Here is a 14,451-nt window from a genome sequence, read left to right on the forward strand (position 1 = left end):
TAGGGTGGGCAAAAACAGTTTCTTTCAAATGAGTATTCTAGATCAGAGAACTTTGCCCACCCTACTTGAATTGGTATTTTTTTGACACCCAAGCTTGTAGGGTGGGCAAAAACAGTTTGTTTCAAATGAGTATTCTAGATCAGAGAACTTTGCCCACCCTACTTGAATTGGTATTTTTTTGACACTTGAGTTTTTGATGTTAAGCTATCAGCTATCAGCTTAAGCGCTACGCGCACGCTACGCGAACAGCGATCAGCTACGCGAATGGCTAGAACCCTGTGGTGACGCTACACCGAACAGTTTATGCCCATAGCGCACGCTACTTGAAAAATAAGCTGACGGCTGACTGCTGACAGCTGAATACTTAGTTTTTGATAGACCACGCTATCCTGGTAATGACCCAAAACTAAAGACCAATGACCAAACTATTGCGCTGGGTTACTGGGCTACTGGGTATATGGATAGCTTGGAATTGGCTATCTCACCTGGTAGCAGACATTTTATGGTTCACGGAAGTGGATTATCTATCCGCTTTCTTGCTGCATTTGCAGACCCAGCTGAGTTTGTGGGTAGTTGTATTTATCCTATCATTGGGGTTTTTGCTGACCAATTTACGGTTAGCCAACCATTTCAAGCATCCGGAAAACTTAGCTAATCTCGAGATTACCTGGATAAAAGGGTTTAAGACTCTTGACTCTTCATCCTTAACCCTTGACCAAACACGCTTCAACTCACCCTCCCCAATAGTGAGATCGGGAGTCAGACCAAGAGGAAAATTTTATAGAAAACGCCCAGCCTTCAGATTGCGATCGCTTTTGCCATTTGCCCTAGCACTCAGTTTATTAGTTGGGGTGGTGCTGTTGTACTACGGAAAAATGGCCTTTTCGGTTTGGTATTTCCATCGCGAAACCTTGTCAGCCACCTTTATGAGTGAAGCCACACCCCCCCTACCGTCACCGTTGGGTTGGGTATCTCTCGGAAAGCTATTTTTATCGGAATCCAGAAGCTATCTGGTTTGGCAGCTGGGGATGATCTCCGCAGTGATGGTAGGGCTCATGGTGAATACTCAGTTGTGGTTAAGAGCGATCGCAATAGCACTAAGTTTTGCCTGGGCGATGGTGATCTCAGAACAATGGGGCAGAATGTTAGAGTATCTCTATCCCACTGCCTTTAACACTACCGAGCCACTATTTGGACAGGATATCGGCTTCTACGTATTTGGCGTACCGGTATGGCAACTATTGGATTTTTGGCTAGGGGGATTATTTCTCTTTGGTCTAGTTGCGGTATGGCTAATTTACTTAACCTCAGGAAATAGCCTCTCAGATGGGAAATTTCCCGGATTTTCCCAAAACCAACTACGGCACCTATATGGCCTTGGGTCTGCTGTGTCGGCAATCACAGCCTTCCACTATTGGCTTTCCCGGTACAATTTACTGTATTCAACCCGTGGTGTCGCTTACGGTGCCGGTTACACCAATGTCTCAGTCAAGTTGCCCTTTAATACAGGATTGAGCATTCTGGCCTTTGCGATCGCACTGTTGTTACTCTTGAGGTCAATTGTCTGGATACGCCGTCTGCCCACCAAAATACCAGTGGCATTGTGGATACTTGGGTTATACCTATGGATATGGGGGATTGCTGGGGTAATCTTACCCGCAGCAGTGCAACGGTTTAAAGTCGAACCCAACGAGTTAGCCTTAGAACGACCCTATATTGCTCGGACTATTGCCCTGACCAGAGCAGCTTTTGACCTCGATAGTATTGAAGCTGAAACCTTTAACCCCCAAGGTAAGCTCACCAGCACCGATCTAGAAAAAAATCACCTAACCATCGACAACATTCCCCTGTGGGATACCGGCCCCTTATTACAAAGTAATCGTCAGCTCCAACAACTGAGACTTTACTACCAATTTCCCGACGCCAATTTTGATCGCTACACCATTAAAGTTAATCCAAACCAGTTGAAGGCTGGGTTGAAGGCTGGGTTGAATGTTGGCAGGTTGAAGGTTGACAGGTTGAATGTTGAAAAGTTGAAGGTTGGCAAGTTGAAGGTTGACAGGTTGAATGTTGAAAAGTTGAAGGTTGGCAAGTTGAAGGTTCAAAGTTCAAACAATACCATTAAACCAAATAACCTTCAACCAAATAACCTTCAACCAAATAACCTTCAACCAAATAACCTTCAACCAAATAACCTTCAACCAAATAACCTTCAACCTTCAACCTCTAGAAAACCTTCAAAAACTCAAAAACAACAAGTACTCATTGCTGCAAGGGAATTAGACTATGATGCTGTGCCCGAACAAGCACAAACTTGGGTTAACAAACACTTAGTCTATACCCATGGCTATGGGTTTACCCTCTCTGCTGTGAATCAGGTAGGAGAGGGAGGACTGCCATACTACTTTATTAAAGACATCGGTTCTGGTGGAGGTGAAGGGTTCAAAGGAAGCTTATATACATCCACTCAAGAGATTCGCGATAGTATCCCCATTGGTCAACCCCGGATTTACTATGGGGAACTGACCAATAACTATATCATGACCTCCACCAAAACTCAGGAATTAGACTATCCCAGTGGAGACGACAACGTTTACAACACCTACGATGGGACTGGTGGTATTGCCCTAAACTCCTTTTGGCGGCGGTTAGTGTTTGCCCAGTATCTCAAAGACTGGCAGATGATACTGACTGGGAATTTCACACCCGACACACGGTTACTGTTTCGCCGTAATATTCGGCAACGGATTCAAGAGATCGCTCCCTTCTTACGCTATGACGCTGACCCCTACCTGGTAATTGCTGATACTTCTCAAGCTGAGTCAGGGGTCACTAAGAATTATCTCTACTGGATTGTGGATGGCTACACCACAAGCGATCGCTACCCCTATGCCGACCCAGGTGACAACCAGTTTAACTACATCCGTAACTCGGTAAAAGTCGTTATTGATGCCTACAATGGCGATGTTAGTTTCTACATAGCTGACCCAAAAGACCCGATTATTCAAACGTGGAGTAAGATTTTCCCAAATTTCTTCAAGTCACTGGATCAGATGCCCACCAACCTGCGGACTCATCTGCGCTACCCCATTGATCTATTTAATATCCAATCCGAGCGCTTGCTAGCATACCACATGACTGACCCCCAGGTCTTTTACAACCAAGAGGATTTGTGGCGGATTCCCCAGGAAATTTATGCTGGTAAATCTCAACCAGTGGAACCCTACTACATTATCATGAAACTCCCCAAGGAGAAATCAGAAGAATTTATCTTGCTCCACCCCTATACACCTACAGGTCGTAATAATTTAATTGGTTGGCTAGCTGCTCGCTCTGATGGGGATCAATATGGCAAGTTACTCCTGTATCAGTTTCCCAAGCAACAACTCATCTATGGACCAGAGCAAATTGAAGCTCTGATGAATCAAGATCCAGTCATCTCTCAACAAATTTCCTTATGGAATCAAAAAGGTTCAAGAGCAGTTCAGGGGAATCTTTTGGTTATTCCCATCGAGCAATCGCTACTGTATGTTGAGCCATTGTATTTAGAAGCTGAGCAACATAGTCTGCCAACATTAGTGCGAGTTATTGTGGTTTATCAAAACCAGATTATTATGGCTCAAAATCTAGAAGAGGCACTTGATGCCATCTTTAAGCCAGAGCAAAGTAAGACATCAGCAATTGTACGTCCAGTCGAGGAAACTGCACTCCCTTAGAGGATTATAAGTCCCTACTCCCTAAGCTGGTCTTCATTTAAATTCCATGGTTCTGACAGGATGATGGGTATTCAACCGAACTTGATATGATGGGTGACAGCTCCTACACCGAACCTGAAAGGTCGGTGTAGGCAACAAGCGCCAATCCGGGCATCCCTTAGGAGGCGCTGGGCTTTAAGAACGGACTGCCCTGCCGCTCTATTTTTTATGTTTATGGCCGCATTGTGATCACGGTCAAGACTGCATCCGCAATGATGACAATCATGCCAGCGAACATGCAGTTTTTTAGGGACTTTCTTTCCGCAATTGGAGCAATACTGCGAGGTATTGTTGGGACTTACCGCAACTGTCAACAAGCCAGCATTCTCGGCTTTGCTTGCTAGAATTGTCAAGAAGCTAGACCACCCAGCATCCAACACAGATTTAGCCAGTCTGGACTTAGCCAACCCCTTAACATTTAATCTCTCATGAGCAACAACATCATATTTTGATAACAGATAATTTGCGGTCTTAAAGTGAAAATCTTTCCGCTTGTCTGCTATTTTTTTGTGTTGTTTGCCAAGCTGCTTGATAGCCTTAAGTCTGTTTTTTCCTCCTTTTTTTCTTCGAGATACCCGTTTTTGGATTACCTTTAGACGTTTTTGAGCCTTCCGATAGTACTGAGGGATTTCGACAGCTTCACCTTCAGAGGTTGTCAAGAATTTCTTAAGACCAACATCGATCCCAATTATTGAGTCTGGATTTATATCTGGCTTAGCTTCGGGGACAGTTTTGTCTTCTAGAGATAAAACCAAATAATAGCCATCACACTTTTTAGTGATAGAAGCTGTTTTTATCTTAAATCCAGAGGGAATGGGGCGATGAAGCACAACCTTTACCTTACCTATTTTAGGAAGATTGATTAAATCTCCTTCTAGACACCCCTCCTTCATTTGAGGGTAAGTAAAGGTACGGTAACGGTGTAGCTTTTTGAATCTAGGTCGCCCACTTCGTTTTCCATTACTGTCTCCTTTGATAAACCTATCAAAGGCCAGTTTTACTCTCTTGACAACATCCTGGAGTACCTGAGAGTGGATCTGTTTGTACCAAGGATGAGTCTTTTTGAGATTTGGTAAAGTTTTCTTTTGGCTATAATAGTTAGGATTATCCCTTAATTCTGGAAAGTGACAGACAAGCGGGCAAGCATTTATGGGACAGCGATTCGCTTCATACCATTTGAACCGATCAGCCAACAAGTAGTTATATTGAGCACAAAGCATTGACAGCCAATTGTCTATCATGGCTTTCTGTGCTTTCGTTGGGCGCAATCGATACTGGTAAGCGGTTATCACTTTGTCCTTTCAATCAGTGTATGCTATTATGATAACACTGACTCCAGAGAGTGTCAACTAGTTCCATGAAAAAAAGATTTGCAACAAAAGGTAGATCGGTAAGCGATCTCAAGGCCCACCTTGTCCTGACAACAAAATACCGCCGAAAAGTCTTTACCAGCGACATGTTAAGTGAATTGCATAATATCTTTGCTGACTTGTTAGAAAAGTGGGATGGAGACTTAGTAGAGTTCAATGGAGAATCCGATCACATACATCTCCTGTTTCAGTACCATCCAGATGTTCAGTTGAGCAGTTTGGTCAATAATTTAAAGTCAGTTAGCTCTCGGAAGCTACGACAACAGTTTCATGATATCTTGAGCCAGTTTTATAGCAAGAATGTTGTATGGAACAGCTCTTACTTTGTGGCTAGTTGTGGAGGTGTCACCATAAACCAGCTTAAGAAATACATTGAAAATCAAGATAATCCAAAAGAGTAGTCATTGCGCGCGATTCATCCCACACTCATGGCGTAGCATTGAGATGTTGGGCTTCTCGCGCCTTTAGCTAAAATCTCTGGTAGAGACTCTAACCTTTGAGGGGAACATATCCATGCCGGAGAATTTGAGAAGCCAAGTGGTTACCCAAGGTGTTCAGCGAGCGCCTAACCGAGCCATGCTGAGGGCTGTTGGTTTCACTGATGACGATTTTACTAAGCCCATTGTTGGTCTTGCTAATGGCTACAGCACTATTACTCCGTGCAATTTGGGGTTAAATGATTTGGCCAAACGAGCAGAGGCGGGATTGACAACTGCTGGTGCTATGGCTCAAATGTTTGGTACAATTACGATTAGTGACGGGATTTCCATGGGAACGGAAGGGATGAAATATTCCCTGGTATCCCGGGAAGTAATTGCTGATTCCATTGAGACCGCTTGTAATGGCCAAAGTATGGATGGAGTTTTGGCCATTGGCGGCTGCGATAAGAATATGCCAGGGGCGATGATTGCCATTGCCAGGATGAATATCCCAGCAATTTTCGTCTATGGTGGCACGATTAAACCTGGACATCTTGATGGTGAAGATTTAACGGTAGTTAGTGCCTTTGAAGCGGTTGGGAAACACAGTGCTGGCAAGATTGATGATGCTAAACTCAAGGCGGTGGAACTCAACGCTTGCCCTGGTGCTGGTTCCTGTGGCGGCATGTTTACCGCTAATACTATGTCCTCTGCTTTTGAGGCAATGGGGATGAGTTTGCCCTATTCCTCTACCATGGCAGCGGAAGATGTTGAGAAAGCCGATAGTGCTGAGAAATCTGCTTTTGTGTTAGTCGAAGCAATTCGCCAGCAAATACTACCTCGGCATATTTTAACACGAAAGGCTTTTGAGAATGCGATCGCAGTAATTATGGCAGTAGGTGGTTCCACCAACTCAGTCTTGCATCTATTAGCGATCGCCCATGCTGCTGGAGTAGCCTTATCCATTGATGACTTTGAAACCATCCGGGCTAAAGTACCAGTGCTGTGTGACCTCAAACCCAGTGGTCGCTATGTCACTGTAAATTTGCACCGCGCCGGGGGGATTCCCCAAGTTATGAAAATGCTGTTGGTCAATGATTTGCTCCATGGGGATGCCTTGACCATTTCCGGCCAAACTATAGCGGAAGTGTTAGAAGATGTACCTGATCAACCCCCTGCTGACCAAGATGTAATTCGTCCTTGGGATAATCCTGTGTATGCTCAAGGACACTTAGCGATTCTGAAAGGCAATCTAGCCACAGAAGGCTCAGTAGCAAAGATTACTGGGGTAAAAAATCCTCAAATCACCGGTCCAGCGCGAGTATTTGAATCCGAGGAAGCCTGCTTAGATGCGATTCTGGCCGGTAAAATCAACTCTGGTGATGTGATTGTGGTGCGCTATGAGGGACCAAAGGGTGGTCCAGGCATGCGGGAAATGCTGGCTCCCACCTCAGCCATTATTGGTGCTGGGTTAGGTGATTCAGTGGGATTAATTACCGATGGACGATTTTCTGGAGGTACTTATGGCATGGTAGTCGGTCATGTCGCACCAGAAGCAGCGGTTGGAGGTGCGATCGCATTAGTCCAGGAAGGGGATATGATTACCATTGATGCCCATCAGCGTTCCTTACAACTAAATGTGTCCGATCAAGAATTAGAGCAACGCCGTGCTAGTTGGCAACCACCCAAGCCCCGTTATACCACAGGGGTATTGGCAAAGTATGCCACCTTAGTCTCTTCCAGTAGTGTCGGAGCAGTAACGGATTTAGATTTGGATTAACACTTATACACAGTTGCTATCTCCCTATCTATCTTTAACGAGAATCAAACCTAAGCATTCAGCTATCAGTTATCAGCTAATGGGCTACGGGCACGCTACTGTTCGCGCAGCGTGCCCGTAGCGAAATCGGTGCTTTTAGGTGCGACCCGTGGCGAATTTAATTCGCCAAGGTCAAGCGCACCTTTGAATAAAATAAGCTGACCACTGACCACTGACCGCTGACCGCTGACCGCTGACCGCTGACGACTGAATGCTTACAATGAAACAGCCCTGCCTTAGGCGCGGGGGGTTACGGGGGATTCCTGCTCCCTAAAAGCCAGTAATTTGTACCTCACCCCATTGAAAACTGCTATATATGATGCATAACGCCCTGAAAAGGTTGTCTCAACATCAATTTGTACTTGGTTGGCTGCTAGGGGGGCTAGTATTTCGGTGTATCATAGCTTTCTGGTTTTACCCTGGTATTGATGAAGCCTATTACTATGTCTATAGCCTGCATCTAGACTGGAGTTATTTTGATCACCCAGTTTTAGTTGCCCTGACTACTGGCTTTGGTACTTGGATAACGGGAGAGGTTTCCCAGTTTACCATTCGTCTGGGTCCCCTGATTTTGTATACAGGTAGCTTATTGCTACTGTATCTGACTAGCACTCATCTATTTAACACCAAAGCAGCTCGATTGACGTTAGCGATCGCTACCATTATTCCGATTTTTAAAATTGGCTTTGGTGTACTTACCCTACCCGATAGTCCCCTGATATTTTTCTGGTCAGCTAGTTTGTTATGTGCTGCTTACGAATTTTTTCCCGTAATAGGGAAACATTCAAGGGAAAAATTATCTAGTAAACCCAATAGTTTATATTACAATACTCCACACCCTAAACCCCACACCCTAACCCCTATTTATGGTTCATACCGACCTAGCTATCGGTTAGCACTCCTAGGTATTTTAGTAGGTTTAGCTTGTTTAGGTAAATATCATGGCTTTGTTTTGGGCTTAGGATTAGTTGGTTTTTGCTTAACGAGTCCACGTCATCGTTGTGCATTATTGTCACCTTGGGCATGGCTAGGTTTAATCTTATTTATCATAACTATTTTTCCAATTTGGTACTGGAATATACAGCATGATTGGATATCGTTTACTTTCCATTTATCCACCCGTTTTAAACCAGAGCCAGAGGTACCTCAGCAGGGCTACAATTGGCTAAATGTATTAGTGATAGTTTTATCTGGGATAGCTTATCTTTTCCCTACGATGGCATTGCCGATGTGGTGGGTGAGTTTGCGATCGCTACTTGCTCAATTTACCGGGTATAGCAAGACATCAAAATTGGAGTCAAGATTGATCCTATGGGTATCCCTACCCCTAGTTGTAGGCTTTACCCTCTTAGCAGGATATCACCAAATTTTGCCCACTTGGCCGATGCCAGGATTTTGGGGGATAAGCTTACTACTAGGGCAACAGGCGCAACAATGGCAAATGCCTTCGCCCTTAGGCGGGCACAAAGTGCCATCCCGTCGTTGGGTTAACCGATGGCTAAAGGGTTCAGCCATAGCAATAGCTAGCTTATTATTGTTTGTGCTACTGCATATCACTACAGGAACACTGCAAAAATCCGGTCACTATGCTTTACTGGGGGGTTTTGTCTCTCCCAAGGATGACCCCTCTACAGAACTGATTGATATTCAGCAACTGCGACAAGGATTTGCTGAGTCTCCTGTCCTGAGTGAGGCATTACAAAAGTCTAGCTTTGTTTTTAGTAATGGGTATTATATCAGTGGGATAGTAGCGATGGCGATTAGTCCCCTCACCTCTACACCAATTACCTGCTTGGGAGAGGATATGCGTGGTTTTATGGTCTGGTTCCAGCCTGAGCAATGGTTGGGTAAAGATGGATTATACGTTACTCTGGAGCGATTTCAAGAGTTGACAGATAGCTATCGAGCTTATTTTCAGGATATGCAGGAAATAGGGACAGTGCCGATTCGACGGGCTGGAGCAGTCACAGAGGTTTTCCATGTTTATTGGGCGACTAAGATGGTGAAGCCTTATCCTAGCTGAGCGGTCGAATCGGTCATAGATCTGGGATTCAAGCTTTTCTCAGTCGCTCTGCACGGATACAGCCTCCCTCCCAATCCCACTTCGGGTCAGATTCATTTGGCTTATATTGCGCCCAAGGATTGCCACTCTCATCCTGATACAAGACTGTAATCTCGGCAGTAGCTCTACTTCCCCAAGGCGCTTTTATTCTAATCTGGTCTTGGCACTGGAAAATTTCACCCTCAGAATTAGTTACGCTCTTGAGTGCGATTTGGGGTTTGCGCTCAATCGGGGGTATTTTTTTGATTACTAATTTTTTTGGCGGCTCAGATGTAGTCAAGTTTCTTGAGGATATTGTAGTATTGATTACTTTCTTCTATTTTAGACGCTAGATACCAGCAAGTCGCAAGGGGGGCAAGTTGGTAAAGAATATCAATTCCGGTGGAATACCCATCATAAAAGTGTGGGAAGGGTGGGGAGATGGGGAGATGGGGAGATGGGGAGATGGGGAGATGGGGAGATGGGGAGATTTTTACAAAGCGACTGCATCAAGACAGGGTAATTATCCGGAGATCATATAATCAGGGGTATTGACATTTTACCTGGGAACATCCCTACTTCCAAGCCAATGCTATTATCATCCATCTTATTAGGATACACTGATCCGATAGGGGAGTGTTCCTTGGTTACTCATTACCATAATTGCACCGGGGGATGGCACGAAGTGCCCGCCTAATGGTACTTAGACATTTTCTAAGCTCAAAAGGGGCTGAAAAGGAGTTCAGGTAAGGACAAGAGGTCGATGAGCTAAAAAGAGCTGGAACCATAAGTATAGCTAGATTGATGCTCAGTTGCGCTAAAACTCTTTCCATGTATAGGTTTGAAGGCATTTTTGACTCTGTTTTTGTCTAAGTCCCGATAAGCACAATAAGACTGGATTTATTGAGAAGTACCCCCAGTTTATTGACAAGATGCGCTTACCCTAAGCTGGTGAGTGTCATCAAAGTAAAAAGCTTGGGTTATCACCATTACTCTAGAGGTTACAGTTATAGTGAAAGGAAACCTGACTTTCCATTAAGCGTTACCTTATTAAAATTAATGACAATACTCAATCAATAATACTGAATTGTAAAGAGATACCGCACTGATTTACTCAGATATCCTTGACAGGACAAGATAATACATGTTAGGTGTATATCTTTACGCTACCTGCCCCATACCCAAAACGTCCCAGTTAAGATAGAATGATATCATAGGAAAAAAAATCACATTACGAAAAACTACCACGAAAAGAAAGCAGGATACCAGGGCAAACGCATATAAATTCCAAAACCCTTATCCAGTCAGGATTTAATCAATTGAAAAAAAAGGATCGATCCCTGAAATACTCACCACGCCAGCATGTACAAAAATAAGATGCGTTTGCCCTGAGCAGGATATAAAACAAGTTGATACCAAGCCAAAACTTAAGGGTTTCGGTAGTGGTAAAAATGTAGCAAAATCACTACATCTTTACCACTACCAATAAATCAAAAATATTAATTTACTTTTTTTTTTAATCAAAGGATAATAATTTTATGAAAAATACAAGCTATGTAATATGGAACAATAAGGGTGGAGTTGGTAAAAGTACTATAACATTTCATATATCTTCAGTCTATGCTGAAAAAAATCCAGATAGAAATGTCGTTGTAATTGATATGTGTCCTCAAGCCAACTCATCAATGATGCTAATGGGTGGAGGAGATAAAGCAGAAGAATCATTACAAGAATTAATCACAAAAGATACTCCCCAAACAATTGTAGGATATCTAACAGACTGTGTTTTGAAATACAATACTGACGAGATAAGTAAATATATAATACAACTAAATAAAAAAAACGAGCAGCTTACAGATAATATATATTTAATGTCTGGGGATGGAAACTTAGAATTAATAGCGCCGCTTCTTTCAGAGAGAGCTGATGCAACTCCAATATCTGGCTCTGATAATCCTTGGCGTTCGATTCATACTATTATAGAAAAATTAACTAAACGTCAGATTAATGATAAACCAACAACATACTTTATTGATACCAATCCAAGTTTTTCAATTTACACTCAAATTGCCATACTAGGGGGTGAGAAATTAATAGTTCCGATTAATGCAGATGATTCTTCTATATATGCTATATCCGGTCTTTTTAACCTTATATGGGGAACAGAAAAAGAACATCCTGTCTATGGACAATATACATTCGCATCAAAAGTAAATTGGAATTTATTGGAAAGGCCAAAAATAGCTCTTTTACTAGGGAATCGATTTACTCAAAAAATAGGAGCAGCCCACGCCTTTAAAGCCTTGTCTAATAAAGCTATTAATAAAATGTTTGAAGAATATACTAAAAATCCTGATAGGTTTTCGGATAGTTCAAATAGTATTGAAGACCAAAAGCAATTTGAAGAAAAATACAGTATAGAACTAAGAGATTTTAATAGCGCTGGCGTTGTAGCGGCAAATCAAGGTTTACCCCTAAGTCAAATGCTTAAAGCGAGCTACAAAGTTTATGACGAGAAAATTCAAGTATCTAAAGAACAAAGAGATTTATGTAGACAAGTTATCTTAGATTTAGTAGACAGATTGTAATATTAACTTATTTTTTAATGATAAAAATGAAAGGGTATGTTTTAATTTACGGTTCAGTTAAAGGGTAAGCATTCAGCACTCCCTGTAGAACCCCTACCAACTTCGGTAGTAGGACTTAGCATTTTCTAGCCTCAAAAGGTGCTGAAAAGGAGTTCAGGTAAGGAAAAGAGGTCGATTAACTAAAAAGATCTGGATCCACAAGTATAGCTTGATTGATACTAATTTGAGCTAAAACTCTTTTCCTGTATAGGTTTTAAGTGATTTTGGACTCTGTTTTTGTCTAAGTCCCCCTAATAGCGAACGCAAAGGGATATTGTAAACAGCATCGCTGCCAAAAATGCTGCTACTGTCCGAACATGGTTCCAAAATGTCCAATCCGTAAGGAATCTTGCCCATAGGGTTGTGGCTTCAGTACTATTTGGCGTGACGATTGCGAGGGCATCATTCAGCGGGATATTGCACGCGAAGGTCACGCCGATTGTGCCAATCAGATAAAGCAAAGTACCCGCCAACCAATAGACAGCACCTGGTTGATGCCACTGCAGCAGTAACGAAATAGTTAGCAATGTGGAAGCAGCAGCGGTTCCCAGAAATGCCATCATAAACCAGGGATTGATCACCGTGATATTAATGGATTGCATGGTGGCAATACCCTGTGCTGGTGGTTGCTGAGCCAAAGCCTTCATCACAAAGGTCGAAAAGGCGAAGAAGATGCCAGCAGCCAGACCACTGCCAATCGCAGTCAACAGCATTAGAGAAAACCGAAAGTTTTGAACAAGCCGTGGACTAACCCCCACCTGAACGAGGTGGGGGTTAGTCCACGCTGTTTCAAGCTGATCAAAATATTCAAACATGTTGGAACAGCAATCATCAATTGTCGTATTATTTTATGTAAGTTAAAATATTAATTGTAACTAAGCTTGTCAAACAGTGAAAACGCCGACCAAAGTTATAAGAACCGATAAGTGGCAACTTAACCCGACTCCAGAACAAAAAGTACTATTTGGGGAAACGGTTAAGGTATACCGCCGTGCTTGTCGTTTTTTGATTGGCATCATTTACACCCACTGGGCTGAGTTAGCTTGTTTGACAGCAGATCAGTTAACTCCTGCTGTGGAGCGTTTAATGCATGAGACAGCCAAACGTCCTAATATAAAATATCCTCAATTCAATCAAGCTTTCTACAAATTTCCTAGCTACTACCGTCGAGCTGCGATCGCGTTTGCTGCCGGTCAGGTTAGTAGCTATGTGACCCGGTATAACGAATGGCAAGCGGGTGCTAGAAAAAGACGTAATGCTAGTCCTCCAAAGTTAAATACTGATACTGGTTGTTATCCAGCTTTATACAAGGGTCAATGTTATAAACTTCACGGTTTTGATTCGGCAAAGCCGACGCTACGCGAACAGCTTGAAATTAAGGTATTCAATGGCTCGGATTGGGTTTGGACTACGGTTCAAATTACCGGGTTAAGAGAAAGACATCAAGTGGCAAGCAACAAAATGCTGTCACCGTCTTTAATTTTCAATGAAAGGGCTTGTCATCTGTCAGTCCCGTTTAGTTGTAAACCAGAAAAACGGAAACCAGAGGCTAACGTAACAGCAGTAGATCTAGGAATTAATACTACTGCGACTATAGCGGTTGTAACCCACAGCGGCACTGTAATCCACCGGAAGTTTATCCATCCGGGGAGAGACATAGACCGTCGGGACAAGCGACTAAAATCTGTATCCGTACGGGCATCATTGACCATGGGTAAGGGAGGAAAACTTCATAAAGGTTTTTGTTCTTTGACCTATCAAAAATGCCAAAGAATCAATAACCAAATTGGCCATGTAGTCTCTAAGCGAATTGTTGAGATTGCGCTTACATTTAACTCGGAAGCGATTGTATTTGAGAATCTTAAAGGATGGAAGCCAAAAGGTGGACGTAAGCGGTCTAACCTCCGTCAACGCTTTCATGGATGGCTCAAGGCAAAAATTCGCGATTTTACTGAGATGAAATGGTCTGAATTAGGTGGTAAAGTGATAGAGGTTGTAGCAGCTTACACATCTAAACTCGCTTTTGATGGTTCCGGCAAGGTCAAACGTGACTCGTTGAATTATGCCCTAGCAACTTTCTGTTCAGGTAAGCAGTTCAATGCCGACCTTAACGGCGCTTACAATATCGGTGCTAGAGGTGTGCTTAAACTCGTTCGCAGAAATGACAACGAGGGTCGTTCCAGCAAAAGTTCTGGACGACCGCCTAGAAGCTGGGCTTGTCTATGTGATCTTTGGTCTAGGGATAGTCTTAGATTAGCATAGGACACCCCCACCTCGGGCCAAGCCCGACGCTACGCGAACGGCTTGCCAGGTGGGGGAAGCTTCATCCAAAAATAAGTATATTCATGTTCTTGATACTTTCTGCTTAACAATCACCCTTACAGCTTAGAAAGGCGATTGATGCTAAGCTATCTAGTTCT

At 43.2% G+C, this 14,451-nt stretch carries 10 protein-coding genes; 7 read left to right on the top strand and 3 right to left on the bottom strand.

Annotated features, from left to right (window positions below):
- Positions 1-416: 416 nt before the first annotated feature.
- The gene (locus F6J90_RS14605) at positions 417-3,716 is read left to right on the top strand and encodes a UPF0182 family protein (RefSeq protein WP_293094502.1); all 3,300 of its coding nucleotides are present in this window, start codon (positions 417-419) and stop codon (positions 3,714-3,716) included.
- Positions 3,717-3,787: 71 nt separating this feature from the next.
- Here F6J90_RS14605 and F6J90_RS14610 read toward each other — a convergent pair whose 3' ends face one another.
- Positions 3,788-5,047, bottom strand: a complete 1,260-nt coding sequence (locus F6J90_RS14610; RefSeq protein WP_293094505.1) for a transposase — start codon at positions 5,045-5,047, stop codon at positions 3,788-3,790.
- 65 nt (positions 5,048-5,112) lie between these two features.
- Here F6J90_RS14610 and tnpA point away from each other — a divergent pair, with 65 nt between their 5' ends.
- The 3 genes from tnpA to F6J90_RS14625 all read left to right on the top strand — a co-directional run bounded on the left by tnpA (position 5,113) and on the right by F6J90_RS14625 (position 9,386).
- Positions 5,113-5,526: an IS200/IS605 family transposase gene (tnpA, locus tag F6J90_RS14615; protein WP_293094508.1), complete on the top strand. Its 414-nt coding sequence runs from the start codon at positions 5,113-5,115 to the stop codon at positions 5,524-5,526.
- Positions 5,527-5,638: 112 nt separating this feature from the next.
- On the top strand, positions 5,639-7,324 hold the full coding sequence (ilvD, locus tag F6J90_RS14620; RefSeq protein WP_293094511.1) for a dihydroxy-acid dehydratase: 1,686 nt from the start codon (positions 5,639-5,641) through the stop codon (positions 7,322-7,324).
- 355 nt (positions 7,325-7,679) lie between these two features.
- Positions 7,680-9,386 (top strand): glycosyltransferase family 39 protein, encoded by a 1,707-nt coding sequence (locus tag F6J90_RS14625; RefSeq protein ID WP_293094514.1) that lies wholly within the window; start codon positions 7,680-7,682, stop codon positions 9,384-9,386.
- 28 nt (positions 9,387-9,414) lie between these two features.
- Here F6J90_RS14625 and F6J90_RS14630 read toward each other — a convergent pair whose 3' ends face one another.
- Entirely contained in the window at positions 9,415-9,705 is a 291-nt protein-coding gene (locus F6J90_RS14630; RefSeq protein ID WP_293094517.1) for a hypothetical protein, read from the bottom strand.
- 79 nt (positions 9,706-9,784) lie between these two features.
- Here F6J90_RS14630 and F6J90_RS14635 point away from each other — a divergent pair, with 79 nt between their 5' ends.
- Entirely contained in the window at positions 9,785-9,946 is a 162-nt protein-coding gene (locus F6J90_RS14635; protein WP_293094520.1) for a hypothetical protein, read from the top strand.
- A gap of 996 nt (positions 9,947-10,942) precedes the next feature.
- Entirely contained in the window at positions 10,943-11,992 is a 1,050-nt protein-coding gene (locus F6J90_RS14640; protein ID WP_293094523.1) for a ParA family protein, read from the top strand.
- Between the two features lie 290 nt (positions 11,993-12,282).
- Here the strand turns inward: F6J90_RS14640 and F6J90_RS14645 are convergent, their stop codons facing one another.
- Positions 12,283-12,846, bottom strand: a complete 564-nt coding sequence (locus tag F6J90_RS14645) for an anthrone oxygenase family protein (RefSeq protein ID WP_293094526.1) — start codon at positions 12,844-12,846, stop codon at positions 12,283-12,285.
- Positions 12,847-12,922: 76 nt separating this feature from the next.
- On the opposite strand from F6J90_RS14645, the gene F6J90_RS14650 reads away from it, so the two are divergent.
- Positions 12,923-14,293, top strand: coding sequence for a transposase (locus tag F6J90_RS14650; protein WP_293094529.1), 1,371 nt, complete (start codon positions 12,923-12,925; stop codon positions 14,291-14,293).
- The last annotated feature ends 158 nt before the right edge of the window (positions 14,294-14,451 follow it).

The organism is Moorena sp. SIOASIH, assembly GCF_010671925.1.
Classification (GTDB): domain Bacteria; phylum Cyanobacteriota; class Cyanobacteriia; order Cyanobacteriales; family Coleofasciculaceae; genus Moorena.

What these genes read in the sequence shown, in the direction of transcription:
- F6J90_RS14605 (WP_293094502.1), top strand. Translation starts at nt 417, where the DNA reads ATGACCAAACTATTGCGCTGGGTTACTGGGCTACTGGGTATATGGATA.
- tnpA (WP_293094508.1), top strand. Translation starts at nt 5,113, where the DNA reads ATGAAAAAAAGATTTGCAACAAAAGGTAGATCGGTAAGCGATCTCAAG.
- ilvD (WP_293094511.1), top strand. Translation starts at nt 5,639, where the DNA reads ATGCCGGAGAATTTGAGAAGCCAAGTGGTTACCCAAGGTGTTCAGCGA.
- F6J90_RS14625 (WP_293094514.1), top strand. Translation starts at nt 7,680, where the DNA reads ATGATGCATAACGCCCTGAAAAGGTTGTCTCAACATCAATTTGTACTT.
- F6J90_RS14640 (WP_293094523.1), top strand. Translation starts at nt 10,943, where the DNA reads ATGAAAAATACAAGCTATGTAATATGGAACAATAAGGGTGGAGTTGGT.
- F6J90_RS14645 (WP_293094526.1), bottom strand. Translation starts at nt 12,846, where the DNA reads ATGTTTGAATATTTTGATCAGCTTGAAACAGCGTGGACTAACCCCCAC.